Source organism: Sphingobium sp. CFD-2 (genome assembly GCF_024611135.1).
In the GTDB taxonomy this organism is placed as follows: domain Bacteria; phylum Pseudomonadota; class Alphaproteobacteria; order Sphingomonadales; family Sphingomonadaceae; genus Sphingobium; species Sphingobium fuliginis.
Genome location: NZ_CP084405.1, coordinates 1,903,632 through 1,929,288, shown reverse-complemented (window position 1 = coordinate 1,929,288; position 25,657 = coordinate 1,903,632). Strand labels below are relative to the sequence as shown.

Here is a 25,657-nt window from a genome sequence, read left to right as displayed (position 1 = left end):
GGCGAACGGGAATGCTTCGGTTCTAAACTTCGGTTTCCATGGCCGCCAGAATGGGCGATGCGCCGCTTTCCGCCAGATCGCTATGATGGCGGAACAGCGCGAACAGCTCGCGGCCCGTATCATAGGGGGCGGGGGGCGGCGCGGGCGTGTCGCGGCCGTCCCATTCCGCCGCGTCGACCAGCGCCTCGATCAGGCCCGTCTCCGCGCAGACCCGCACCATGTCGCCGTCGCGCAGCTTGGCGATGGGGCCGCCGCCCAACGCTTCCGGCGACAGGTGGATCGCCGCGGGCACCTTGCCCGATGCGCCGGACATGCGTCCGTCCGTCACCAGCGCGACGCGGAAGCCGCGATCCTGCAACACCCCCAGCGCCGGGGTCAGCTTGTGCAGTTCGGGCATGCCGTTCGCCCTTGGCCCCTGGAACCGCACCACGACCACGACATCGCGCTCCAGTTCGCCGGCCTTGAAGGCGCGCAGCACATCGTCCTGATCGTGGAAGACCGCCGCGGGCGCTTCGATGGTCCAGCGCTCCCGGTCGACCGCGCTCACCTTCATGACGCAGCGGCCAAGATTGCCGGCCAGCAATCGCATCCCGCCGTCGGGATTGAAGGCGTCGGACACCGGCCGGAGGATCGACAGGTCGCGCGATTCGGGCACGTCCTTCCAGACCAGCGCGTCATTCTCCAGCGCCGGTTCCTTGCCATAATCGGCCAGTCCCTGCCGCGCGACGGTGAGGATGTCGCCATGCAGCAGCCCGTTGCCGAGCAGTTCGCGGATCACATAGCTGATGCCGCCTGCCGCATGGAAATTGTTCACATCGCCCGATCCATTGGGATAGACCCGCGCCAGCAGCGGCACGACATCGGAAATTTCCGCGAAATCGGTCCAGTCGACGACGATCCCCGCCGCCCGGGCGATGGCCGGCAGATGGATCGCATGATTGGTCGATCCGCCAGTCGCCATCAGGCCGATGATGGCGTTGACGATCGCCTTTTCATCCACGCAATGCCCCAGCGGCCGATAATCGTCATTGGGTTGCCCGTCCCTGTCCCAGCCGATGCGCGACAATTGATGCACCGCCGCCCGCGTCAGTTCCTGCCGAAGCTTCGTGCCCGGATGCACGAAGGAGGCGGCGGGCATGTGGAGCCCCATCATCTCCATCATCATCTGGTTCGAATTGGCCGTGCCATAGAAGGTGCAGGTCCCTGCGCCGTGATAGCTGGCGCTTTCGGACTCCAGCAGTTCCTCCCGGCCGACCTTGCCTTCGGCATAGAGCTGGCGGATGCGCACCTTCTCCTTGTTGGCGAGGCCGGACGGCATCGGCCCGGCGGGGATCAATATGGTCGGCAGATGCCCGAAACGCAGCGCCCCGATCAGCAGCCCCGGCACGATCTTGTCGCAGATGCCCAGCAGCAGCGCGCCCTCGAACATGGCGTGGGACAGGGCGATGGCGGTGCCCAGCGCGATGGTGTCGCGGGAAAAGAGCGACAGGTCCATGCCCGCCTGCCCCTGGGTCACGCCGTCGCACATCGCCGGAACGCCGCCCGCGACCTGCGCGGTGCAGCCCACCTCCCGCGCCGCCAGCTTGATCTGCTCGGGATAGCGGCCATAGGGCTGATGCGCCGACAGCATGTCGTTATAGGCGGTGACGATGCCGAAATTCATCGCCGCGCCGGTGCGGATGACAGCCTTGTCTTCGCCGCTCGCGGCAAAGCCATGGGCCAGGTTCCCGCATGAAAGCTGGGCGCGGTTGGTGCCCGCGTCCCGCCCGCGCTCGATCAGGCTCAGATATTTGAGGCGCGAAGCCGCGCTGCGCTTCACGATGCGTTCGGTGACCTTTTCGATCACCGGATGAAGGTCAGTCATTCCAGCTCGCTCCGTCTCGTTCGATAAGGGCAATGGCTGAGGACGGCCCCCAGTTCCCGGAAGAATAGGAGGATGGCTTCACCCCGGCCTCCTTCCACCCGTCGATGATCGAATCGATCCAGGTCCATTGCGCCTCGACCTCGTCCCGGCGCACGAACAGCGTGGCGTCGCCCGCCAGCAGGTCCAGGATCAGCCGTTCATAGGCGATCCGGCGGCGCTGCCCGGCGAAGGCGGCGGTCAGCGACACGTCCAGCGTCACCTCCTCCAGATGCACCTCGCGCTCCAGCCCCGGCCTTTTGCTCATGATGAGCAGGCGGATATATTCCTCCGGCTGCAACCGGATGATGAGCGTATTCGGCTCCAGACCCGACCCGCCATTGCGCCCGAAGATCGAATGGCGCACCGGCTTGAACTGGATCAGGATTTCCGACTGGCGCGTCGGCATGCGCTTGCCGGTGCGCAGGTAGAAGGGCACGCCCTGCCAGCGCCAGTTGTCGATATGGGCCTTCAGCGCCACGAAGGTCTCGGTGTCGGACGGCCTGCCCAGTTCGTCGGCATAGCCGGTGACGATCTGCCCACCGACCGCGCCGGGCGTATATTGCCCGCGCACGCTGTGCGTCTTCACCGCCTCGGCCGTCATCGGGCGCAGCGAACGGAGCGCCTTCACCTTCTCGTCGCGCACGGCGGTCGGGTCCATCCGCGCGGGCGGCTCCATGGCGATGATCGACAGGATCTGGAGGACGTGGTTCTGCACCATGTCGCGCAGCGCGCCGACGCCGTCATAATAGGAAACCCGGCCTTCCAGGCCCACCGTCTCGGCCACGGTGATCTGCACATGATCGATGGCGGTGGCGTTCCACAGCGGTTCGAACATCACATTGCCGAAGCGCAGGGCGAGCAGGTTCTGGACCGTTTCCTTGCCCAAATAATGGTCGACGCGGAAAATCTGGTCCTCCGCGAACAGCGCGCCGATGCCGTCATTGACCTCTTTGGAAGAGGCCAGATCCTTGCCGATCGGCTTTTCCATCGCGATTCGCGTCTTCGGCGTGATCAGCCCCGCCTCGGCCAGCCCCTGCGCGGTCGGCGCGAAGAGGGAAGGGGGCGTGGAGAGATAGACGGACACGCCCTTGTCGAGTCGCCCGTCCAGCCGTTCCGCCAGCGCCCTGAACTGGGCGGCGTTGCCTGCCTCCACCGGCTGGTAGACGATGATGTCGCGCAGCCGCTCCGCGATGTCCGCGTCATAACGGTCTGCGGCCAGGAATTTCCGCAGCGCCTTGTCGATGTCGGCGCGAAACTGCTCGTCGGTGAATTCGGAACGCCCTGACGCGATGATCAGGAAATCCTCCGGCAGCAGGCCATCGGCCAGCAGATTGTAGAGCGAGGGAAAGATCATCCTGTGCGCCAGGTCGCCGGTGGCGCCGAACAACAGGAACGTGGCAGACGGTTCGGTCAAAGGTTGTCCCTTTTCCGTTAGTGTTATCAGGTCTGCACGAAGCCGCCCTTATACCCAGCGGCACTCGTTACGCAAGCAGGCTATCCCTGTGGGGCCCATCCCGCAACCGCGAGAGGATGAAAGCGTCGATTTTTGGCTGGACGCTGGCCGCCGATTTTGCCATTGGCGCTCCACCCTGGCGTTTTTGACGGAAGATGGAATCATCCTCCGTCCGGAACGCGGCTGAAGGGCATGCGGGCGTGGTGAAACTGGTAGACGCGCCGGACTCAAAATCCGGTTCCGAAAGGAGTGTCGGTTCGATTCCGACCGCCCGCACCATCTTATTTAGCCTCAAGCTTATTTTGCCTCAAGCGCCGGGCGGCCGCATCCGCGGCGCTGGCTATCCTCGCATAAGCTCGGGCGGCCGTTCGGTTCGCCCTTGCGAACCCCGCCGGGTTCGATGCCCTCTTTCCAGACATGGCCATGCACTAAAAAGCCCGGCAGCATGGCTGCCGGGCAGGCGAGCTTTTACAGGGTAAAAGCTTCGGGTCGCACCCCAGCGATTAACCGCAAATATTTAAGATACCAGAGGAATTTGCCGATCCAGCCGGAATGGATCAATCCCTTGCCCCGCCGCCCTGCGCGTTGAACCAGGGGATCATCCGGGCGATGGCATCCTCCACCCGATCGGTGGAAACCGCGAAACTGAAGCGGATATGCCGGTGCCCGTCGACCGGATCGAAATCGATCCCCGGCGCCGTCGCCACCCCCGTTTCGCGCAGCAATCTCTGGCAGAAGGACAGGCTGTCATTGGTCAGATGCCCCACATCCGCATAGATGTAGAAGGCCCCGTCCGGCGGCGCGATCTCCTTCAACCCCAGCGCGGGCAGGGCGGCCAGCAGCAACTCCCGGTTGCGCCGATAGGTCGCGACATGCCCCTCCAGCTCATCGACGCAGTCGAACGCCTTCAACCCCGCATGCTGCGCCAGGGAAGGCGGCGTCAGGAACAGATTGCCCATCCGCGCCCGCGCCGTGTCGATCAGGCCGGGCGGAAACACCACCCAGCCCAGCCGCCACCCGGCCATGGAAAAATATTTGGAGAAGCTGTTCACGACGATGGCGTCCGGCGCGAATTCCAGCATCGACCGCGCCGGTTCGCCATAGCTGAGCCCGTGGTAAATCTCGTCGGAGACGATGCGAATGCCCCGCACCCGGCAAACCTCTGCGATGCGCGCCATCTCCTCGGCGGGAATGATGGTCCCCGTGGGATTGGCCGGACTGGCGATGATCGCCCCATCCGGCGCGGGTTCCAGGGCCTCCAGCGCCGCCGCGCCGATCTGGTAACGCTCCGCAGGCCCGCAATCGACCTCCAGCGGCTCCAGATACAGCGCCTTCAACGTATTGCGATAGGCGACATAGCCCGGCCGCGCCGTCGCCACCCGCGCACCCGGCGCGAACAGGCTGGTCAGCGCCAGCACCAGCCCCGGCGAAGCGCCGCAGGTGAGCAATATCTGCTCCGCTTCCACGGCCACGCCATAGCGCTCCCGATAATGGAGCGCGATCCGCTCCTTCAGCGCCGGACTTTCCCAATAGCCCATGGGGTCGCGATCCAGCACGGCATGCGCTTCCATAATCGCAGCAGAGGGCGCCCCCGTGGACGGTTGCCCGAATTCCATATGCAGGATGGATCTCCCCTCGGCCTCCAGCCTGTGGGCTTCCCGGCTGATGGCGATGGCGTGAAAAGGATCGATATTGGCAACCATGCGTCGCCTCTTACCCGCGCCGCAACCTTGTCACAATTGCCGCGTTGGCGATGGATGAACGAAACCATGCTCGACGCGCTGCAATATTATGGCGCAGGCGCCGCCACCATCGCCGCTTTCATCGTCTCCCTCAATCTCGGCCGCCGCATCACGGGCTGGGCTTTCGTCCTCTTCGTGACCTCCTCCATCGCCCTGATCGGCTGGGGTTTCCTGTCGGAAGACAGCGAAGGCATAGGCTTCCAGAATATCGCGCTGCTCCTGATCAATCTCGTCGGCGTCTGGCGCTATCTCATCTCCAGGCACAAGCCGCGCGACTGAACCTATTCCGAAATCCAAACCTCCACCGAAACCGCATGCTGGCACAGCGCCACCCGGACAGGCAGTTCCTCCACCGGCCCCCCCGCCAAGGCCCGGTCATAGACCGCCTTCTTCGCCGCCCCGCCGATCTGGAGGAAGATATGCCGGCTCGCAAGGATCGCCCGGGCGCTCATCGACATGCGCTGATGCGGCGCAGCGGGCGGCGTGACCGCGATCGTCAGGGCATGGGTGGAAAGCCCCTCCGCCAGTTCCTTCGCCCCCGGAAACAGCGAAGCGGTATGCCCATCCTCCCCCATCCCCAGCAGCACGATGTCGAGCGGCCAGGGCAGGGCCGCGAACGCCGCCTCGCACTCGGCCTGCCCGGCATAGGCGTCCGCCGCCTCATTCTTCATCGGCACGAACCGCGCCGCCCCGGCCTTCCCCTGCAACAAAGTCCCGCGCACCAGCCGCTCATTGCTGTCCGCATGGTCCGGCGCCACCCAGCGCTCGTCGACCAGCGTCACGATCACCTTGCCCCAGTCGAGCGCCATCGCCGACAAAGCCTCCAGCACGGGCCTTGGCGAGCGCCCGCCCGACAGCGCGATCGTCGCCACCCCCCGCGCCGCGATGGCATCCCCGAGGATCGCGGCGATCCGCCGCGCCATGTCCGCCGCCGCCAGCGCGCCATCGACGAAAAGATGTTCGGTAGGCATGTCGTTCAATTCTCTTCGGCCAGATTGTCTTCAGGGATCGTGCAGATGTCGATCCATCGCGCGGCGGTCAGCTCGGCCAGCCGCTCCGGCGTCAACTCCACCGAAGTCGTCCGCGATCCCGCCGCCGGAAACACCGTCTCGAAATCCCGCAGCGAAATGTCGCAATAAACGGGCAGGGGAGAGGTCAGCCCAAAGGGACAGACGCCCCCCACCGGATGCCCGGTCAGCCCCTCCACCTCCTCCAGCCCCAGCATGCGCGGCCTGGCGCCCAGCGCCGCCTTCGCCTTCCCGTTATTCAGCCGCGCATCGCCCCGCGCCACCACCAGCGCGACCTCATCCCCGACCCGCAACGACAGCGTCTTGGCGATCCGCGCCGGAACCACGCCCAGGGCCTCCGCCGCCTCATTGACCGTGGCGGTGCTCACCCCCTGGTCGATGATGGCGACATCCGGCGCATGGACGGAGAAAAAGGCCCGGACCGACTCCGCGCTCATTCCCCTCCATTCCCCCTTTGCTGTATCTCGGTCAGCTTGCGCTCCCAGGCGAGGGCATGGGTGACGATCTGATCCAGATCGGCATAAAGCGGCTTCCATGGGAATTCCCCCATGATCGCCCGATTGTCGGAAATGAGCGCATCCGGATCGCCCGCGCGCCGTCCCTCCATCCGCCGGTCGATCTTCAGGTTCGTCACCCGGTCGACCGCGTCCAGCACCTCCAGCACGGAAAAGCCCCGGCCATAGCCGCAGTTGAGCAGATAATTCTGCTCCGGCCTGACCATCAGCGCCTCCAGCGCCAGCACATGCGCCGCCGCCAGATCGGTGACATGGATATAGTCGCGCACCCCGGTCCCGTCCGGCGTGTCGAAATCGGTCCCGAACACCGAAACATGGCTCCGCTTGCCCAAGGCCGCCTCGACCGCGACCTTGATCAGATGCGTCGCCCCCGCCGTCGACTGTCCCGTCCGCCCGGCCGGATCGGCGCCCGCCACGTTGAAATAGCGTAGCGCGCAGAAATTCATCGCATGCGCCGCGCTGACGTCGCGCAGCATATATTCGGTCATCAGCTTAGACATGCCATAGGGATTGATCGGCCGCTGCGGCGTGGTCTCCCGGACCGGGCTTTCCTCCGGAATGCCATAGGTCGCCGCCGTCGAGGAGAAGATGAAATGCGGCACGCCTACCGTGACGACGCTCTCGATCAGGTCGCGGGTCTTGGCGCTGTTGTTATGATAATATTTGAGCGGGTTCTCGACCGATTCCGGCACCACCACCGATCCGGCAAAGTGCATCACCGCCTTCACGCCATGATCGCGCAGGGCCTTCTGCACCAGCGGCTGATCCGAAATATCGCCCTCGACGAAAGCCACATCGTCCGGCACCGCCCAACGGAACCCCGTCACCAGATTGTCGATCACCACGACGCCATAGCCCGCGTCGCGCAGCGCCAATACGGCATGGCTGCCAATATAGCCGGCCCCGCCCGTGACCAGAACCGACGGCTTTTCGCTCATAAGATGAAGGTCTCCCGATAGATCAGGGCCGCCGCCATTCTCCCCCGTCATGCTGAAACAAGTCCAGCATGACGAATGAGAAGGTTACAGCCCTTTGCCTGTCAGGACTAGATCAGCTTCGTGACGATTCCCACCCCATTCATGCCGCGGCGCGGGACGAAACGGGGCGATAGAAAGTCGCGCCGCTTGCCGCCATGTCCTGCAACTGGACCGTGGGCGCGAAGCGATCCCCATGCGTCGCCGCCAGCCGCTCCAGCACCGCGACGACATGGCCGATGCCGACCGTGTCCATATGGCTGAACGGTCCGCCGGTATAGGGCGCGAAGCCCCAGCCGAAGATCGCCCCGATGTCGCCATCCTCCGGCGTCTCCAGCACGCCTTCCTCGAAGCAGCGCGCGCATTCGATCAACTGGCGGTAGAGCAGCCGCTCCTTCACTTCCTCGACATCGGGCTGCACGGCGGCGCGCGGGAACATCTCCTCCAGTCCCGGCCAGAGATGCTTCTTGCCGCCCTCGGGATAGTCATACCAGCCCTTGGCGCTTTTCCGCCCCAGCCGCCCCAGTTCGACCATCCGCGCCATCACCGCGTCGGACGGCTGCGCGACATAGGCGTCGCCCAGCTCTTTCTGCGCGGCGACGACGATCTTGTGGCCCAGCTCGATGGAAACCTCGTCGCCCACCGCCAGCGGCCCCACCGGCATGCCCAGTTGCCGCCCGGCATTTTCGATCAGCGCGGGATTGATCCCCTCCGCCACCATCTCCACGCCCTCCTGCACATAGGTGCCGAAGCAGCGCGAGGTATAGAAGCCGCGCGAGTCATTGACGACGATCGGCGTCTTCCTGATCTGGGCCACGAAATCCAGCGCCTTAGCGATGGCGGCCGGCCCGGTCTCCTTGCCCAGGATGATCTCCACCAGCGGCATCTTCTCGACCGGCGAGAAGAAGTGGATGCCAATGAAATTCTCCGGCTTGCTCCACGCCTTCGCCAGCTTGGTGATCGGCAAAGTGGAGGTGTTCGACCCGAAGATCGTATCCGAGCCCAGCACCTCCTCGACCTTCTTGGTCACTTCGGCCTTGATCGCGACATCCTCGAACACCGCCTCGATCACGAAGTCCGCTCCGGCCAGCGCGGCATAATCCGTCGTCGGCGTCACGCGGGCCAGGGTCTCCGCCATCTTCTCCGGCGTCATGCCCCGGCCCAGCCGCTTCTTCAGCACCTCCTCGACATGCGCCTTGCCCTTTTCGGCATAGGCCTGGTCGCGGTCGAACAGCACGACCTCGATCCCCGCCTGCGCGGCCACGGTGGCTATCCCTGCGCCCATCATGCCCGCGCCCAGCATGGCCAGCTTCTTCGTCGGCGCCTTGGGCTGGTCCTTGGGCCGCCGCGCTCCGCGCTCAGCCGCCTGCTTGTTGACGAACAGGCTGCGGATCATGTTCGCCGCCTGCGGGTCGGCCGCGACCTTGGCGAAATATTTGCTCTCCACCCGGATCGCCCGGTCGATGGGCAGGAAAGCCCCCTCATAGACCGCCGAAAGCAGCGCGATCGGCGCGTTCATGTTGCGCTGGGTCTGCTTGAGCGTCATCGGCAGGGCGCCCGCCATGGTCTGGACGAAGGCCGGATTGAAGCCGCCCGCGCCGCCGGGGAATTTGAAGCCCTTGACGTCCCAGGGCTGCACGAAGGCGTTGGGATTGGCCTTCACCCATTCGCGCGCGGCTTCGACCGCCGTGCCCTGCGGCACGACCTGATCGACCACCTTCATCATCGCTGCGTCGGCGGGACGGAACAGCTTGCCCTGCAACATGTACATCAGCGACGCCTGCACCCCCATGATGCGCGGCAGGCGCTGCGACCCGCCGCCGCCGGGGAACAGGCCGATCAGGATTTCGGGCAGGCCCAACTGCGTCTTCGGGCTGTCCCCGACGATCCGGCGATGGCAGGCCAGCGCCAGTTCGAACCCGCCGCCGACGCAGGTCCCCTCGATGGCGCAGGCGATCGGCTTGCCGCAGGTCTCCAGCCGCCGGAACAACTGGTTCAGCACGAAAACCTTGTCGAAGATCGCTGCGGGGGAGGGGCGTTTCCCATTTTCGCTGACCAGCATCGACCCGAAATATTTGAGGTCCATGCCCGCCATGAAGCCGCTGCTCTTGCCCGACGCGATGACCGCGCCCTTGATCTCCTCCTCGGAGGAAATGCGCGTGATCGCCGCGTCCAGATCGGCCAGGAAATCCGGGCCGATGACGTTCATCGACTGATCGGGAACATCAATGGTGAGGGTTGCGATGCCGTCGGCGTCGATGTCGAAATTGATGGTCTGCATTTGAGGCAACCTTTCCTACCTCCGTTCGTGCTGAGTAGGGGCTGAGCTTGTCGAAGACCCGTATCGAAGCATTGATCCTTCGATACGCCATTTCGACGGGCTCAATGGCTACTCAGGACGAACGGCTCCAATGTTCAAACGCGCTCGATGATGATGCCCGTGCCCATGCCCGCGCCGACGCACAGGTTGATGAGCGCGGTGCCCTTGCCGCTGCGTTCCAGCTCGTCCAGCGCCGTGCCCAGCACCATAGCCCCGGTCGCGCCCAGCGGATGGCCCATGGCGATCGCGCCGCCATTGACGTTGATCTGCCCATGGTCGAGGTCCATCGCCTGCATGTAGCGCAGGACGACGCTGGCAAAGGCCTCGTTCAGTTCCCACAGGTCGATGTCGGCCTTGCTCATCCCCGCCCGATTGAGCAGCTTGCCCGCCACGAACTCAGGCCCTGTCAGCATGATCAGCGGCTCCGACCCGATAGAGGCCATGGCCTTGATCCGGGCGCGGGGTCTCAGCCCATATTTCTCGCCCATTTCCCTGTTGCCGACCAGCACTGCCGCCGCTCCATCGACAATGCCGCTGCTGTTGCCGGCATGGTGGACGTGATTGACCTTCTCCAGCTCGGGATAGCGGAGCAGGGCGATCGTGTCGAAGCCCGGCATCTCCTCACCCAGCGCGGCAAAGCTCGGCTTCAGGCTGCCGAGCGACTGCATCGTCGCGTCAGGCCGCATATGCTCGTCATGGTCGAGCACGACCGATCCGATGACGTCCTTCACCGGCACGATGGATTTGGCGAAGCGCTTCTCGTCCCAGGCGGCCTTGGCGCGTTTCTGACTCTCCACGGCATAGGCGTCGACATCGTCGCGGCTGATCCCGAACTTGGTCGCGATCACGTCGGCGCCGATGCCCTGCGGCGCGAAATAGGTCTTGTAGGCGACCGCCGGGTCCATCGCCCATGCGCCGCCGTCCGAAGCCATGGGCACGCGGCTCATCGACTCGACGCCGCCGCCGATGGCAAGGCCCGCTTCGCCGGAATAGACCTTGGCGGCGGCCATGTTCACGGCCTCCAGCCCCGAAGCGCAGAAACGGTTGATCTGCACCCCCGGCACGGTCTGGGCGTAATCGGCGTTCAGCACCGCCACGCGGGCGATGTCCGCGCCCTGTTCGCCCACCGGGCTGACGCAGCCCAGTATGACGTCATCAACATCGGCGGTGTCGATCTCCGTCCGGTCCCGCACCGCCTGCAGCATCTGCGTCGCCAGCTGGATCGGGGTGATTTCGTGCAGCGACCCGTCGGCCTTGCCCCGGCCCCGGGGCGTCCTGACGGCATCGTAGATAAAGGCTTCCATGGCTTTCCATTCCTCTCCGCTGGGCGCCGGATGTTCGCTGCGAATGTATTTACGTTTACGTAAAGTGCAAGCCTCAATCGTCAGCCCGCCCGACCGTAACGTCATCCCGCCAAAGGGGCCCCGCCTCGTCCTCCGGCGGACGTTTCAACCCTTTTCAATTCTTTTAATGATTCGCGGATTTGACCCGCCCGCCTTATTCCGCTTCATGGAAAGCGTGTCAGAGTCGGACCCCTCCCAAGCGCCGTCGCCCTTGTCGATCCCGATCTTCCGCGCGATCTGGTGGGCCAGCCTCGCCTCCAACTTCGGCGGGCTGATCCAGTCCGTCGGCGCGCAGTGGATGATGACCTCGCTCTCCGCCTCGCCCCAGATGATCGCGCTGGTTCCGGCGGCGACGACCCTGCCAATCATGCTGCTGTCGCTCTGGGCAGGCGCGGTGGCGGACAATAGCGACAGGCGGGTGGTCATGCTGATCTGCCAGCTGTTCATGCTCATCGTCTCCGCCCTGCTGGCGCTGTTCGCCTGGATGGGTTGGGTGACGCCCTGGGCCCTGCTGGGCTTCACCTTCCTCGTCGGCTGCGCCACCGCGATCAACGGACCGGCCTGGCAGGCGTCGGTCGGGGACATGGTGCCGCGCGCCGCCTTGCCCCATGCCGTTTCGCTCAATTCCATGGGCTTCAACATGGCGCGCAGCATCGGCCCGGCGCTGGGCGGCGTCATCGTCGCGGCCGCCGGTGCGGCGACGGCCTTTCTGGTCAACGCCATCAGCTATGTGGGGCTGGTCGCCGTGCTTGCCCGCTGGCGTCCCGAACGGCCGCCTCAACTCCTCCCGCGCGAACGCATCGGCCTCGCGATGCGCGCAGGGGTTCGTTATGTCGCCATGTCGCCCAATATCCAGGTCGTGCTGCTCCGAAGCGCGGCATTCGGCATCGGGGCAAGCGCCGTTTCAGCGATGATGCCGCTGGTGGCGCGCGAGCTGCTGGGCGGCGGCGCGCTGACATTCGGCGCGCTCAGCGGCGCCTTCGGCATCGGCGCGGTGCTGGGGGCGCTGTCGACGGGGCAATTGCGCCGCCGCTTTTCGGTCGAGACCATCGTGCGCTCGGCCGCCATGGCGCTTGCGGCCGGGACGGTGCTGATGGCGGTCAGCGACTGGCTGGTCGTTGCGTTGCTGGGGCTGCTGATGGCGGGCGCGGGCTGGGTGATCGCGCTTTCGACCTTCAACGTTTCGGTCCAGATGTCGGCGCCTCGCTGGGTCGTGGCGCGGGCTGTTGCCCTGTATCAGATGGTCGCCTTCGGCGGCATGGCCGGGGGTGCATGGCTGTTCGGCACCATGGCGGAGGATCATGGCGTCGTCACCGCCCTCTATGGCGCGGCAGCTGTCCAGTTCGCCTCGGCCCTGATCGGCTATGCGCGTCCGCTGGCGCAGACGGGCGAGGAGAATCTCGACCTCCAGAACCTGTGGCGTGAGCCGCAGACCGCCGTTCCGATCGAGCCCCGCAGCGGCCCGGTGGTCGTCACCATAGAATATCGCATAGCCGCCGGATCTGTCGTCCCCTTCCTGGCGGCGATGAGCGAACGCCGCCGCATCCGTCGCCGCGACGGCGCCCATGGCTGGTCGCTGCTGCGCGATCTGGGCGATCCGGAATTGTGGGTGGAGCGCTATCATGTGTCGACCTGGCTGGACTATGTCCGCCACAACAGCCGCCGGACCGTTGCCGACATGGCGAACAGCGAAGCCATCCACGCCCTGCACAGCGGCCCCAATCCGCCGGTCGTCCACCGCATGCTGGAGCGGCAGACGGGTTCTCTGCCGCTGGGCCGCTCGGCCGACCCGCGCGAGATGGGCGATCCCATGACCGATCCCACCCGGTCGAGCTGATGCGCTATTCGGGCCGCCGTTCGGCCAGATCCTCCGGCGTGTCGATATCGCGCAGGCTGGCGCCCATGGTTTCGATCTGCACGCCATGGCTGAGCAGCGCCCGCGCCCCCTGGTCTCCTCGCAGCGCCAGCAGTTCGGGGAAATGCTTCCGCCCGATGAAGGCGGGCGGCGAAGAGGAAAATCCGTCGGTGCTGGCGACGACGGAGCGGATGTCCTCCGCTGCCATGCAGATGCGGTTGTAATGCGTCTGCGGCACGTCGGGCATGTCGGCCAGGCAGATCAATATGCCGCGGCATTTCCGCATCGGCATGACATGCTCCACGGCGCGGATGATGCTGCCCGATATGCCGTCTTCCGGACGATCGTTGACCAGGATCGAATAGCCGCGCCGTTCCAGCCGGCGATGCAGGACCGGCGCCTGGCCGACAGGACGCACCACTGCAACCAGTTCCGCAAAGATCATGGAGGCGATGGTTTCCAGCGCATGCACCGCGACGGGCTTGCCCCGCCAATCGGCCATCAGCTTGTCTTCTTCCCCGAATCGTGAGGATGTGCCCGCTGCAAGGAGGACGGCGGCGATCTGTTCGGTCCGCATGGTTCCGCTGTGATGATTTGAGGCGACCCCGGTTGACCCGGTTTCCCCTGCATGTGCCACCGCCAGCATGTCCTGTCCAGCAGGGCGAAGGGGCTGGCGTTCCTGTAAATCAGTCGCCATATGCCCGGAAGCAACAAAGGAGTGGTGCCGTCCATGGAATATGATCCCGATGCCGAAACTGCGGGCGAGTCGATCAAGATTCCGGTTCCGGCGGACGTGGCCGACGCGATCCGTACGCTGATCCGCTGGTCGGGCGACGATCCGGAACGGGAAGGGCTGGTGGAAACGCCCCAGCGCGTGGCGCGGGCGTGGAAGGAATATTGCCGCGGCTATGACGACGATCCGGCCTATCATCTTTCGCGCATCTTCCATGAAGTCGGCGGCTATGACGACATCGTGCTGTTGAAGGACATACCGTTCCAGTCGCACTGCGAGCACCATATGGCGCCCATCGTGGGCGTCGCGCACATCGCCTATCTGCCCGGCCAATATGTCGTCGGCATATCGAAGCTGGCGCGCGTGCTGCACGCCTTCGCCCACCGGCTTCAGGTGCAGGAACGGCTGACTTCGGAAGTCGCCAACTGCATCTGGGAACATCTGAAGCCCCAGGGCGTCGCGGTCGTGGTCGAGGCGACCCATGGCTGCATGACCGGCCGTGGCGTGCGCACGCCCAATGTCGTCATGAAGACCAGCCGCATGCTCGGCGTCTTCCGCGACGATGAGAAGAGCCGTGAAGAAGTGCTGAAGCTGATCGGATCGTGAGCGAAGAGGAAGCTCCCGCCTATCGGCCCCTCGGGGGCACTGGGAAGCGCGCCGAACAGGCGGGCGCACGGCCGCTGGCGCAAAAGCGGCTGGCGCTGGTGACGGGCGGCCATCGGCGGTTGGGCGGCATCATCGCCGCCGCCTTCGCGCGGGCAGGTTATTCGCTGGCGATCCATGGCAGCCACGATACCCGGCTCGATTCCCATCTGGCGCTGACGCTGGAGGAGAATGGGACCGAATGGGACGGCTTCACCGTCGATTTCAGCGATCCGGAAGGGGCGGAGGAACTGGTGGCGCTGGTCGCGGAGCGTTTCGGCCGTCCGCCCGATGTCCTGGTCAACAGCGCGGCGATCTTCGGCCAGGATCGGCTCGACAGCGTCAATGCCGACGACCTGATGCGCCATTATGCGGTCAATTGCGCCGCGCCCACCTTGCTCACCAAGTCCTTTGCCACCATTCCGGCCGGCACAGGCGACCGGTGCATCGTCAATATACTGGATCAGAGGATCGACCATCCGCATGGCGACCAATTGGCCTATACCTTGTCGAAGATGGCGCTGGCGGGGCTGACGCGGCTGTCCGCCTCCACCCTGGCGCCGCAGATCAGGGTCAATGCGGTCGCCCCTGGACTCACCATCGCGACGCCCGATTATGACGAAGGGCAGATGGAAAGGCTGTCCGCGATGATGCCGCTGGCGCGTCTGCCGCAGGCGGAGCAGATTGCCGAAGCCGTGCTGTATCTGGCGGGCGCCAGTGCGGTGACGGGTCAGACGCTCTATATCGATGGCGGCGCGCATCTGCGCAGCTATGACCGGGACTTCATGCATCTGTGCCGATAGCGGCTGCGAAGATGCGGCTTGCCGGGGCTGGCCAAGGGCCGTCGCGCTGCATAGAGCGGATCGCAATGGGTCAATGAAGGGAGACGGCAATGGCATATGAAACGATCCTGGTGGAACAGCGCGATGCGGTGACGCTGGTCACGCTCAACCGCCCGCAGGCGTTGAATGCGCTGAACAGCCAGGTGCTGAAGGATCTGGGCGAGGTCTTTGCTGCCTATGATGCCGATCCGTCGCAGCGTTGCCTGGTCCTGACCGGCAGCGAGAAGGCCTTTGCCGCCGGCGCCGACATCAAGGAAATGGTGGAGAAGGATTCGGCGGACTTCTTCCTGGAGGATTTCTTCTCCGGCTGGCAGAGCAAGGTCGTCGCCACCCGCAAGCCGTGGATTGCGGCGGTCGCCGGCTTCGCGCTGGGCGGCGGATGCGAACTGGCGATGATGGCGGATTTCATCCTGGCCGCCGACACCGCGAAATTCGGCCAGCCCGAAATAAAGCTGGGCGTCGCGCCGGGCATGGGCGGATCGCAACGCCTGACCCGCGCCGTCGGCAAGGCGAAGGCGATGGAAATGTGCCTGACCGGCCGCATGATGGGCGCCGAAGAAGCGGAAAGCGCCGGTCTGGTCGCGCGGATCGTTCCGGCGGCTGATCTGCTGGAGGACGCGCTCAAAACGGCCGCGACCATAGCGGGGATGCCGCCCATGGCCGCGATGGTGAACAAGGAAATGGTCAATCTGGCTTTCGAGACCGGGCTGGCTCAGGGCATCCTGACCGAGCGCCGCCTGTTCCAGATCCTGACCGCGACCGAGGACAAGAAGGAAGGCATGGAAGCCTTCGTCGCCAAGCGTCCGGGGGTTTGGAAAGGCCGCTGATTGATGAGCGGATGGAGGCTGATGATGGCCAATTCAGGACATTCCCCTCCCGTAAACGGGAGGGGTTAGGAGTGGGCGCGAGCGTAGCGAGCTTCTGACTTAGCCGGTGCAAAACAGCGCAGATGCCGCGCCAGCCCACCCCCTAACCCCCTCCCGCCTTCGGGAGGGGGAATGTCCGCAATCCACCCATTTACGAGACGCTTGGAGATGGAAACCCCTTACTTCCCCTCCAACATCTCGATCATCAGCGAAAAGTCGCGCCCCGCTTCACCCTGATTGGCGAGCAGCTGGTAAAGCGACTCCGCCGCATTTCCCATCGGCACGCTCGCTCCGACCGAAGCGGCGGCTTCCGTCGCTAGCTTCAAATCCTTCAGCATCAGCCCCACAGCGAAACCGCCCTGATAGCCATTGTCCGACGGGCTTTGCGGCCCGACGCCCGGCACCGGGCAATAGCTGGTCATGGACCAGCTTTGCCCCGACGATACGCTGGAAATATCGTAGAAGGTCTGCGGGTCGAGGCCCAGCTTCTTCGCCATGGCGAAGGTCTCGCAGGTCGCCACCATGGTCGCGCCCAGCAGCATGTTGTTGCAGATTTTGGCGGCCTGACCATTGCCCGCGCCGCCGGCATGGATCACCGCCTTGCCCATGGTCGACAGGATCGGCTTGGCCCGGCCGAAAGCCTGGTCCGAGCCGCCGACCATGAAGGTCAGCGTACCGCCATTGGCCGCCGCGATGCCGCCTGAAACGGGTGCATCGACCATCTCGAAGCCCTTGCCCGCAGCGGCTTCCTCCACCCGGCGCGCCGTCGCGACGTCAATGGTCGAACAGTCGAGGAACAGCGCATCCGCCTTGGCCGCCCCGAAGACTTCGCCTGTATAGACGGCTTCCACATGCTTTCCCGCTGGCAGCATCGTGACCACCGCATCGGCGCCTGAGACCGCCTCCGCCGCGCTGGCGCAGCGCACGGCGCCCGCTTCGGCCGCCTTGGCCAGCGCCTCCTCCGAAAGGTCGAAGGCCCGCACGGCAAAGCCGTTCTTCAGCAGATTTGCGGCCATCCCACCGCCCATATTGCCCAGGCCGATGAAGGCGATGGTCTGGCTCATTTCAGGCACTCCTCTAGAGCGATTTCATGTCAGATAGGCCATCTGACGGCTTGGAAATCACGGAAAACAAAGCATGTTCAGCCGCGCAGTTCGGGCAGCGGCGTCCATTCCCTTTCCGGCGGCAAGGGCGCGAACAGGCTGTCCACCAGCTCGTCCGTCACATCCTCCGGCCGCGCGGGATTCCATCGCGGCGCATTGTCCTTGTCGAAGATCACCGCGCGCACGCCCTCCACGAAATCGGGACGGCGGATGACATGATGGCCGATGCGATATTCGTTGCGCATATTGTCGGCAAAATCGGTGAAGGCAGCGCCCTCGACCATCTGGCGCAGCGCCACCTTGATCGTCTGCGGCGACTTGGTGGCGAGCGTTGCCAGTTGCTCGCGCGCCCAGTCCGATCCGTCGGCTTCCAATGCAGTCAGAATATCCTCGAAGCGGTCCGAAGCGAACAGCCGGTCGATCTCCTCCCGATGCGCCTGCCAGGCCGATGGCGGCGGCGCATCGGCCATTTCGTCCAGTATTTCCGCCAATCCGTCGGGATCGGCAATAATCCGCGCCTTGACGGCATCCAGCTTGTCCGACGCCATATAATGGGTCGCGATGCCGATGGCGGCGCAATCCGCGCCCTTGATCCGCGCGCCCGTCGTCGCCAGCCATGCCCCAGTTCGCCCCGGCATGCGCGGCAGGAACCAGCCGCCGCCCACATCGGGAAACAGCCCAATGCCCGTCTCCGGCATGGCATAGGTGGTCCGCTCTGTCGCCACGCGATAGCGTGCCGGATCGGAAATCCCCACGCCCCCGCCCATGACGATGCCATCGATGAAGGCAATAATCGGCTTTTCATAGACGAACAGCAGATGGTTCATCCGATATTCGGTGAAGAAGAATTGCTCCGCCTCCGAACAGTCGCCTTTGGCGCTGTCGGCGATCATGGCGATGTCCCCGCCCGCGCAGAAACCGCGCCCTTCGGCATGATCCAGCATCACCGCAACGACGCTCTCATCCTCCCGCCAGGCCAGCAGCGCCTCAATGATCGCGCCGCACATCTCGGTGGTCAGCGCATGGATCGCCTTGGGCCGGTTCAGCCTTATCCGCCCCACGCCATTATCGACGGAAATCAGCACCTGATCGGTCATAAAATCTCCTGCGCATTCTCTCTCGGGCTTAGGGCCGCAGCATGTCGCGGGCGATGATCATGCGCATCACCTGATTGGTGCCTTCCAGGATCGAATGCACGCGCAGATCGCGCCAGAAGCGCTCGATCGGATAGTCCATCAGATAGCCATAGCCGCCATGCAGTTGCAGCGCCCGGTCGACCACCGACGATCCGGTGTCGGTCGCCAGCCGCTTGGCCATGGCGGCGAAGCGCGTCTTGTCCGGCGCATTCTCCGTCACCTTGACCGCCGCCGCATAGAGCAGCGTACGGGCGGCCTGAAGCTCTGTCTCCATATCCGCCAGCGTGAACTGCGTGTTCTGGAAATCCGCGATGCTCTGCCCGAACTGCTTGCGATCCTTGGTGTAAGTGAGCGCTTCGTCGATGCAGCGCTGCGCTCCGCCCAGCGAGCAGGCGCCGATGTTGAGCCGCCCGCCGTCCAGCCCCATCATCGCGATGCGAAAGCCTTCGCCTTCGCCGCCGACCAGATTCTCGACCGGCACCCGCACGCCGTCGAAATTGACCTGAGCCGTCGGCTGCGAATGCCAGCCGAGCTTGCGTTCCTGCGCGCCGAAGCTGACGCCGGGCATGTCCTTCTCGATGACGAGGCAGGATATGCCCTTCGGCCCGTCGTCGCCGGTACGGACCATGACGACATAGATTTCATTCTCCCCGCCGCCGGAGATGAACTGCTTAGAGCCGGTGACGACATAATGATCGCCTTGCCTGATCGCCCGCGTCTTGAGCGCCGCCGCGTCGGACCCCGATCCCGCTTCGGTCAGACAATAGCTGCCGATCCGCTCCATCGGCACCATGGAGGGCAGATATTTGTCCTTCACGGCCTGCGATCCGAACCGGTCGATCATCCAGGCGGCCATATTGTGGATCGAGATGAACGCGCTGGTCGACGGACAGCCATAGGCCATCGCCTCCATGACCAGCGCCGCCTCCAGCCGCCCGAGCCCAATGCCGCCCGATTCCTCCGACACATAGATGCCGCCAAAGCCCAGCTCCGCCGCGGCGCGGATGGTGTCGCGGGGGAAGATATGCTTTTCGTCCCACTCCGCCGCAAAAGGGGTGATCGCATCGGCGGTGAACCGGCGCGCCATCTCCTGAATGGCCAACTGGTCCTCGGTGAGATCGAACTGGCTCACAAACTCTCCTGACGTTCGCTTTGGGTTGCTTCTAGATACGATGCGGAATTGCACGCAACAACGCAGTTCTGCATAGCATTGCAGCGATTTTGCAGATTTGGCGAGTGATGAATGTTCGATTGGGACGATCTCAGGGTCTTTCTGGCGGTGGCGCGCACGCGAAAGATCGCGCCCGCCGCGCGAGCCCTGGGGATCGATGCGACGACCATAGCGCGGCGGCTTGCCCGGCTGGAGAAGGCGCTGGGGCCCGAACTGTTCGAAGTGGGGGCGGGGGAGCGCACGCTGACCGCCCATGGCCAGGCGTTGCTGAGCCATGCCGAAAGCATCGAGAGCGCAGCGCTCGCCGCGATGGAGGAGGCCACCGGGCGGGAGCATCATCTGAACGGCCAGGTGCGCCTTTCGGTGGCCGAGGGTTTTGGCACCTGGGTGCTGGCGCCGGGGCTTGCCGACTTCGCCAGGCGCCATCCCGCCATCAGGCTGGACCTCATCACCGCATCCGGTTTCCTCAATCCGTCCAAGAGGGAGGCCGACATGGCGGTCATGCTGGCCCGGCCGCAGCGGGGGCGGCTGTCGGTTCGCCGGATGGGCGATTACCGGCTGCACCTTTATGCCGCGCCCCACTATCTGGCGGAGGCGGGCGTGCCCGAAGGCACCGCTGACCTGCGCGATCATGTGCTGATCGGCTATGTGCCGGAATTCATCTTCTCGCCCGAACTCGACTATCTGGACGAGGTGGAGGCGGGGCTGGAAGCCAGTCTGCGCGCCACCAGCATCAATATGCAGCATCGCATGATCGCGGAAGGGGCGGGGATCGGCGTGCTGCCCGATTTCATCGCGGGCGGCGATCCCTCGCTGGTGCCGGTGATGGCCGGCGAGGTGGAGATCATGCGCAGTTTCTGGCTGGTGACGCATGGCGACCTTAAGAAGCTGCCCCGCATCGCGGCCGTGGCGCTATGGTTGCAGGAGCGTATCGAAACCCTGAAAAGCGCCGCCGAGGTCGACCAGCCGACGGGAAATCGCCTCTAGGCCATATCGACGCGGCCCGTCCGGGCCGCTAAGGGAGTCGGCATGACAGTGAAATGGTCGCAGTTCGCTCATGCAGCATAAGTCCAAGCGCAGCCGGGCGATGACCCTGCCCAACAGCGAGTTTCGCACCCGGGCGACCGAATATCTGGATTTCCTGGCCGCCTGGGTGAAGAAACCGCGCCAGACCGCATCCGTGGTGCCCAGCAGCCGTTATCTCGCGCGGTTGATGGTCGAACATATCGATCCGGAGGACGGCCGGGTAATCGAACTGGGCGGCGGCACGGGCGTCTTCACCCGAGCGATCCTGGGCACCGGCCTTCCCCCGGACAAGCTGGAGGTGGTGGAGATCAACCCAGCCTTTGCGCGCGGGCTGCGGCGTCATTTTCCCCATGTTTCGGTGCTGGAGACACCGGCGCAGATCGTTTCCACCGCAACCGCCGGCGAGGCCGGGGAATATCAGACGGTCATCAGCGGCTTGCCCCTGCTGGCGATGGATCGGCAGATGCATGCCGACATTCTTTCCGAAAGCTTCCGCATGCTGCGGCCCGGCGGCGCCTTCATCCAGTTCACTTATTCGATGCGTCCGCCCGTGAGCCGGGAGATTCTCGACGCGCTCGGCCTGGAGGTCGTCAGGGCCGGCCAGACCGTCCGCAACTTCCCGCCTGCCACGGTCTTCCGCTTTTTCCGCAAGGGCGAATAGACTGCGGTTGCGCCGCGCGGGCGGCACCCTATCTTTGCGCTTCAGAAAAAAGGGGGCACTGCCGCGCATGGCGTCCATCATCACCGTTTCGGGCCTGACCAAAAGCTATGCTTCGGGTTTCCAGGCGCTCAGGGGCGTCGACCTGGAGATCGAGGAGGGCGAGATATTCGCGCTGCTTGGGCCGAATGGCGCCGGCAAGACCACCATGATCTCCATCATCTGCGGCAATGTCCGGCCGACGGGTGGCAGCGTCACCGTCGCCGGGCATGACATCGTCCGCGACTATCGCGGATCGCGTTCCGCCATCGGCCTGGTGCCGCAGGAACTGCATACCGATGCGTTCGAACGGGTGATCGACACGGTCACCTTCTCTCGCGGATTGTTCGGCAAGCCGCGCAACGACGCCTATATCGAGAAGATCCTGCGCGACCTGTCGCTCTGGGACAAGCGCCACAGCAAGATATTGGAGCTGTCGGGCGGCATGAAGCGCCGCGTGATGATCGCCAAGGCGCTGTCGCACGAACCGCGGGTGCTGTTCCTGGACGAACCGACCGCCGGGGTCGACGTCGAACTGCGCCGGGACATGTGGAAGCTGATCGGGGAACTGCGCCAGACCGGCGTCACCATCATCCTCACCACCCATTATATCGAGGAAGCGGAGGAAATGGCCGACCGGGTCGGCGTCATCAACAGGGGCGAACTGGTGCTGGTGGAGGAAAAGACCGCCCTCATGAAGAAGCTCGGCAAGAAGACGCTGACCATCGTGCTGGCGGAACCTCTGTCCGCCGTGCCGCCGGAGCTTGGCGAATGGCAGGTCGCGCTGAAGGCGGACGGCCATGAGATCGAATATGTGTTCGACACCCAGGCGGAACGGACCGGCGTATCGTCGCTGCTGCGCAAGCTGGGTGATCTTGGCATCGGCTATAAGGACCTCAATACCGAGCAGAGCAGCCTGGAGGATATTTTCGTCTCCCTGGTCCATCAGGAGAAGGCGGCATGAGCGGGTTCAATTATCGGGCCATATGGGCGATCTATAAGTTCGAACTGCATCGCTTCCGCCGCACGCTGCTGACCGGGCTGCTGGTGCCGGTGATCACCACCTCGCTCTATTTCGTGGTGTTCGGCGGCGCGATCGGTTCGCGCATGACGCAGATCGACGGGATACCCTATGCGGCCTTCATCGTGCCCGGCCTGATCATGATGTCGATGTTCACCGAAAGCATCTTCAACGCCAGCTTCGGCATCTATATGCCCAAATTCACCGGCACCATCTATGAACTGCTGTCGGCGCCGGTATCGGCGGTGGAGACGATCATCGCCTATGTCGGCGCGGCGGCGACCAAATCCCTGATCGTCGGCACCATCATCTTCGTGACCGCGCATCTGTTCGTGGACATCCGGGTCGCCCATCCGCTCGCGATGGTCGCCTTCATGGTGCTGATCGCGGTCAGCTTCTGCCTGTTCGGCTTCATATTGGGGATATGGGCGCAGAGTTTCGAGCAGTTGCAGGTGATCCCGCTACTGCTGATCATGCCGATGACCTTTCTGGGCGGCGCCTTCTATTCGATCCACATGCTGGCGGAGCCGTGGCGGACGATCACGCTGTTCAACCCGATCGTCTATCTGATCTCCGGTTTCCGCTGGACCTTCTTCGGGCGGGGCGATGTGGGCATCGAGTTCAGCCTGCTGTTCGTTGCGAGCATGCTGGCGCTTTGCCTTGCCATCATTGGCTGGATGTTCCGGACGGGCTATCGCCTCAAGAAATAAGGCGTAAGGCGTCCGGGTCCGGCTTAACAAGCTTTGCTCCTGTGTAGGCAAGGGCCCGGTCCTGCCGTTCGAACCGGATTCCTTTCCGCGCAGGAACACGGATCAATGCCCCTAGAGCAGATTCCGATCCGATTGCATCGGCTCGACTGCTCTAGGTCTTTGTTTTGTCGCGCTTTCCGAGTCAGCAGCTGATTCCATCTGCTTGGAAAAGCGCTAGCTCAACCGGTCGATGGCCTCGGCATCCAGACCGCCGGGGATGACCATGATCGGGCAGGGCAGCTTGCCCGCGTCGGCGCCCGCGAAGTGCGAGACGAGGACGCCGGGGTGCCCGCTGGCGGCGGCCCCCAGCACCAATGCCGCGACATCGTCCATCTCCTCCAGCGTGTGGCGCACGACCGTCACCGGATCGCCCTGCCGGACGGTGATGCTGGGGCGGATGCCGGACTCGTCGGTCAGCGTGCCCGCCGCGCTCGTCACCAGCGCTTCGGCCCGTTGCAGGGCTTCATCCTCCATCGTCGCCTGCACGCCGCCCCATTGGACGAACTCGGCGGGAGGGATGAGGGCCAGGATACGGATCGCGCCCGCCGTCTTGGCGGCGCGCCGCGCAGCGAAACGAAGCGCCGTCTCCGCCTCCGGCGATTCGTCCACGACAACCAGATATGTCCGCATCTGCCGCGTCCTTACAGGGTAACGACCTTTTGGTCTTCATCGTCACAGGCGCCAGCTGAACCCATATGGTTAGCCGTGAACCAGAGTGGTGAAATGTGGCCGATTATCGGCGGGTGCGCAAGGCTTGGCCTTGACCGTTCCGGCCAAAGCGCCGAAACGAACTTCATTGCCCCATGCCCGATAAGATGAGAGGCCTTCCACCCATGAGCAAGACGATCCAGATGCCGGCCCTTTCCCCGACCATGGAAGAAGGGACGCTGGCAAAGTGGTTGGTGAAGGAGGGCGATGCCGTCTCCTCCGGCGACCTGCTCGCAGAGATCGAGACCGACAAGGCGACGATGGAATTCGAAGCCGTCGATGAAGGCATAGTGGCCAGGATACTGGTGGCCGAAGGGGCGGAGGGCGTGAAGGTGGGCACGGTCATCGCCATCATCGCGGAGGAGGGCGAGGATGTATCGCAGGCCGCTGCTGGAAATGCCGCGCCCAAGGCGGCTGCTCCCGCAGAGAGTGCAGAGAGTCCTGCGCCCAAGGCCGACCCCGTTCCCGCCAAAGCGCCCGCACCTGCCGCCAAGGCTGATCCGGCGCCGGCCCAGGGGACCGATGGCAGGGTGAAGGCCAGCCCGCTCGCTCGCCGTCTGGCCGAGGCCAAGGGGCTCGATCTTGCCGCCGTCACCGGTTCCGGCCCCAATGGCCGCATCGTGAAAGCGGACCTCGACGGTGCTGCGCCGGCCGCCAAGGCCGCTGCTCCGGCGCCTGCCTCCGCGCTTGCGGCCGCACCCGTCGCCGCTCCGGCTGCGGCGCAGGACTTCGGCATCCCGCATGAGGTCATCAAGCTCAGCAGCATGCGCAAGACGATCGCGCGCCGCCTGACCGAATCCAAGCAGCAGGTGCCCCATATCTACCTGACCGTGGACGTTCGGCTCGACAAGCTGTTGAAGCTGCGCGGAGAACTCAATGCCGGCCTTGCTTCGCGGGGCGTCAAGCTGTCGGTGAATGACTTGCTGATCAAGGCGCTGGGCGTCGCGCTGGTCCAGGTGCCGGAATGCAATGTACAGTTCGCCGGCGACCAGATGCTGAAATTCCAGCGCGCCGACATTTCGGTCGCCGTGTCGATTCCCGGCGGGCTGATCACGCCGATCGTGACCGAAGCGGACAGCAAGGGCGTCGCCGCCATCTCGACCGCGATGAAGGACCTCGCCAGCCGCGCCAAGGATGGCAAGCTGAAGCCGGAGGAGTATCAGGGCGGCACTGCCTCGCTCTCCAACATGGGCATGTTCGGCATCAAGCAGTTCGAGGCCGTCATCAACCCGCCGCAGGGCATGATCATGGCCATCGGCGCAGGCGAGAAGCGGCCCTATGTCATCGACGACGCCCTCCAGATCGCGACCGTGATGTCGGCCACCGGCAGCTTCGACCATCGCGCCATTGACGGCGCGGACGGCGCCCGCCTGATGCAGGTCTTCAGGGAGCTGGTCGAAAATCCGATCGGCTTGCTGGCCTGATGAGCCGGATGGACGAGCAGCCGCCGGCAGACCACCCGGCGGTGCGCGTCATCGCGATGCCCGCCGACACCAATCCCTATGGGGATATTTTCGGCGGCTGGTTGATGAGCCTGATGGATTCCGCGGCGGGTTCCGTCGCCGCCAGACACAGCCATGGCCGTGCCGTGACCATCGCGGTCGAAGGCATGACTTTCCTGCGCCCGGTCGTTGTGGGCGATGAGGTGTCGGTGTTTGCGACGCTGAAATCGGTCGGGCGCACGTCCATGAAGATCGACGTGGAAGCGTGGCGCCGTGCCCGGCACGACGACCGCAGCTATCGCGTCACCCGCGCGACCTTCACATTCGTGGCGATCGGTGAGGATCGCCAGCCCCGTTCCGTGCCGCCCTTGGCGGACCAAGACTAGAG

The 25,657-nt window shown here is 64.7% G+C and carries 24 protein-coding genes and 1 tRNA gene; 12 read left to right on the top strand and 13 right to left on the bottom strand.

Annotation, left to right across the window (positions count from 1 at the left end; all coding sequences use genetic code 11):
* Positions 1–22: 22 nt before the first annotated feature.
* Positions 23–1,864, bottom strand: coding sequence for a phosphogluconate dehydratase (edd, locus tag LDB29_RS09275; RefSeq protein ID WP_099185724.1), 1,842 nt, complete (start codon positions 1,862–1,864; stop codon positions 23–25).
* Positions 1,857–3,317 carry a glucose-6-phosphate dehydrogenase gene (zwf, locus tag LDB29_RS09270; protein WP_025551376.1) on the bottom strand — a complete coding sequence of 487 codons (1,461 nt, stop codon included), beginning with the start codon at positions 3,315–3,317 and terminating at the stop codon, positions 1,857–1,859. Before zwf ends, edd begins: the two co-directional genes overlap by 8 nt.
* A 233-nt stretch (positions 3,318–3,550) precedes the next feature.
* Between zwf and LDB29_RS09265 the strand changes: the two genes are divergently transcribed.
* Positions 3,551–3,635 (top strand) — tRNA-Leu (locus LDB29_RS09265).
* 278 nt (positions 3,636–3,913) lie between these two features.
* On the opposite strand, the gene LDB29_RS09260 is transcribed toward LDB29_RS09265, so the two are convergent.
* A complete protein-coding gene (locus tag LDB29_RS09260) occupies positions 3,914–5,059 on the bottom strand; it encodes an aminotransferase class I/II-fold pyridoxal phosphate-dependent enzyme (RefSeq protein ID WP_025550980.1) in 1,146 nt (381 codons plus the stop codon).
* A 54-nt stretch (positions 5,060–5,113) separates the two neighbouring features.
* Here LDB29_RS09260 and LDB29_RS09255 point away from each other — a divergent pair, with 54 nt between their 5' ends.
* A complete protein-coding gene (locus LDB29_RS09255) occupies positions 5,114–5,377 on the top strand; it encodes a hypothetical protein (protein ID WP_025550982.1) in 264 nt (87 codons plus the stop codon).
* Between the two features lie 2 nt (positions 5,378–5,379).
* Here the strand turns inward: LDB29_RS09255 and pgl are convergent, their stop codons facing one another.
* The 5 genes from pgl to LDB29_RS09230 form a co-directional block, all read right to left on the bottom strand.
* Positions 5,380–6,069, bottom strand: coding sequence for a 6-phosphogluconolactonase (gene pgl, locus LDB29_RS09250; RefSeq protein WP_025550984.1), 690 nt, complete (start codon positions 6,067–6,069; stop codon positions 5,380–5,382).
* Positions 6,070–6,074: 5 nt separating this feature from the next.
* A complete protein-coding gene (locus tag LDB29_RS09245; protein ID WP_025550986.1) occupies positions 6,075–6,563 on the bottom strand; it encodes a YbaK/EbsC family protein in 489 nt (162 codons plus the stop codon).
* On the bottom strand, positions 6,560–7,579 hold the full coding sequence (galE, locus tag LDB29_RS09240; RefSeq protein ID WP_025550988.1) for a UDP-glucose 4-epimerase GalE: 1,020 nt from the start codon (positions 7,577–7,579) through the stop codon (positions 6,560–6,562). The genes LDB29_RS09245 and galE overlap by 4 nt, the downstream gene beginning before the upstream one ends.
* Positions 7,580–7,718: 139 nt before the next feature.
* Positions 7,719–9,896, bottom strand: coding sequence for a 3-hydroxyacyl-CoA dehydrogenase NAD-binding domain-containing protein (locus tag LDB29_RS09235; protein WP_025550990.1), 2,178 nt, complete (start codon positions 9,894–9,896; stop codon positions 7,719–7,721).
* A 134-nt stretch (positions 9,897–10,030) separates the two neighbouring features.
* Complete coding sequence (locus tag LDB29_RS09230; protein ID WP_025550992.1) at positions 10,031–11,239, bottom strand: acetyl-CoA C-acetyltransferase; 1,209 nt, start codon at positions 11,237–11,239, stop codon at positions 10,031–10,033.
* A gap of 205 nt (positions 11,240–11,444) precedes the next feature.
* Here LDB29_RS09230 and LDB29_RS09225 point away from each other — a divergent pair, with 205 nt between their 5' ends.
* Positions 11,445–13,115, top strand: a complete 1,671-nt coding sequence (locus tag LDB29_RS09225; RefSeq protein ID WP_099185977.1) for an MFS transporter — start codon at positions 11,445–11,447, stop codon at positions 13,113–13,115.
* A gap of 4 nt (positions 13,116–13,119) precedes the next feature.
* Here LDB29_RS09225 and LDB29_RS09220 read toward each other — a convergent pair whose 3' ends face one another.
* On the bottom strand, positions 13,120–13,710 hold the full coding sequence (locus LDB29_RS09220) for a nucleotidyltransferase family protein (protein WP_025550993.1): 591 nt from the start codon (positions 13,708–13,710) through the stop codon (positions 13,120–13,122).
* Between the two features lie 153 nt (positions 13,711–13,863).
* Here LDB29_RS09220 and folE point away from each other — a divergent pair, with 153 nt between their 5' ends.
* The 3 genes from folE to LDB29_RS09205 all read left to right on the top strand — a co-directional run bounded on the left by folE (position 13,864) and on the right by LDB29_RS09205 (position 16,177).
* Entirely contained in the window at positions 13,864–14,472 is a 609-nt protein-coding gene (gene folE, locus LDB29_RS09215) for a GTP cyclohydrolase I FolE (RefSeq protein ID WP_025550994.1), read from the top strand.
* Positions 14,469–15,311, top strand: coding sequence for an SDR family oxidoreductase (locus LDB29_RS09210; RefSeq protein ID WP_025550996.1), 843 nt, complete (start codon positions 14,469–14,471; stop codon positions 15,309–15,311). Before folE ends, LDB29_RS09210 begins: the two co-directional genes overlap by 4 nt.
* 89 nt (positions 15,312–15,400) lie before the next feature.
* Positions 15,401–16,177: an enoyl-CoA hydratase-related protein gene (locus tag LDB29_RS09205; protein ID WP_025550998.1), complete on the top strand. Its 777-nt coding sequence runs from the start codon at positions 15,401–15,403 to the stop codon at positions 16,175–16,177.
* Between the two features lie 218 nt (positions 16,178–16,395).
* Here the strand turns inward: LDB29_RS09205 and mmsB are convergent, their stop codons facing one another.
* The 3 genes from mmsB to LDB29_RS09190 form a co-directional block, all read right to left on the bottom strand.
* Positions 16,396–17,280, bottom strand: a complete 885-nt coding sequence (mmsB, locus tag LDB29_RS09200; protein ID WP_025549160.1) for a 3-hydroxyisobutyrate dehydrogenase — start codon at positions 17,278–17,280, stop codon at positions 16,396–16,398.
* 77 nt (positions 17,281–17,357) lie between these two features.
* Positions 17,358–18,416 (bottom strand): enoyl-CoA hydratase/isomerase family protein, encoded by a 1,059-nt coding sequence (locus LDB29_RS09195; protein WP_025549161.1) that lies wholly within the window; start codon positions 18,414–18,416, stop codon positions 17,358–17,360.
* A gap of 28 nt (positions 18,417–18,444) precedes the next feature.
* Positions 18,445–19,587, bottom strand: coding sequence for an acyl-CoA dehydrogenase family protein (locus tag LDB29_RS09190; protein ID WP_025549162.1), 1,143 nt, complete (start codon positions 19,585–19,587; stop codon positions 18,445–18,447).
* Positions 19,588–19,698: 111 nt separating this feature from the next.
* Here LDB29_RS09190 and LDB29_RS09185 point away from each other — a divergent pair, with 111 nt between their 5' ends.
* From LDB29_RS09185 to LDB29_RS09170, 4 genes are all read left to right on the top strand, one after another.
* Positions 19,699–20,613, top strand: a complete 915-nt coding sequence (locus tag LDB29_RS09185) for a LysR family transcriptional regulator (protein WP_025549163.1) — start codon at positions 19,699–19,701, stop codon at positions 20,611–20,613.
* Between the two features lie 70 nt (positions 20,614–20,683).
* Positions 20,684–21,313, top strand: coding sequence for a class I SAM-dependent methyltransferase (locus LDB29_RS09180; protein ID WP_025549165.1), 630 nt, complete (start codon positions 20,684–20,686; stop codon positions 21,311–21,313).
* Between the two features lie 67 nt (positions 21,314–21,380).
* Entirely contained in the window at positions 21,381–22,313 is a 933-nt protein-coding gene (locus tag LDB29_RS09175) for an ABC transporter ATP-binding protein (protein WP_025549166.1), read from the top strand.
* Positions 22,310–23,080 (top strand): ABC transporter permease, encoded by a 771-nt coding sequence (locus LDB29_RS09170; RefSeq protein WP_025549167.1) that lies wholly within the window; start codon positions 22,310–22,312, stop codon positions 23,078–23,080. The genes LDB29_RS09175 and LDB29_RS09170 overlap by 4 nt, the downstream gene beginning before the upstream one ends.
* A 213-nt stretch (positions 23,081–23,293) precedes the next feature.
* On the opposite strand, the gene LDB29_RS09165 is transcribed toward LDB29_RS09170, so the two are convergent.
* Complete coding sequence (locus LDB29_RS09165) at positions 23,294–23,749, bottom strand: universal stress protein (protein WP_025549169.1); 456 nt, start codon at positions 23,747–23,749, stop codon at positions 23,294–23,296.
* Positions 23,750–23,952: 203 nt separating this feature from the next.
* Here LDB29_RS09165 and LDB29_RS09160 point away from each other — a divergent pair, with 203 nt between their 5' ends.
* Positions 23,953–25,251 carry a pyruvate dehydrogenase complex dihydrolipoamide acetyltransferase gene (locus tag LDB29_RS09160; protein ID WP_257556924.1) on the top strand — a complete coding sequence of 433 codons (1,299 nt, stop codon included), beginning with the start codon at positions 23,953–23,955 and terminating at the stop codon, positions 25,249–25,251.
* Positions 25,251–25,655 (top strand): acyl-CoA thioesterase, encoded by a 405-nt coding sequence (locus LDB29_RS09155; protein WP_025549171.1) that lies wholly within the window; start codon positions 25,251–25,253, stop codon positions 25,653–25,655. Before LDB29_RS09160 ends, LDB29_RS09155 begins: the two co-directional genes overlap by 1 nt.
* Positions 25,656–25,657 lie beyond the last annotated feature (2 nt).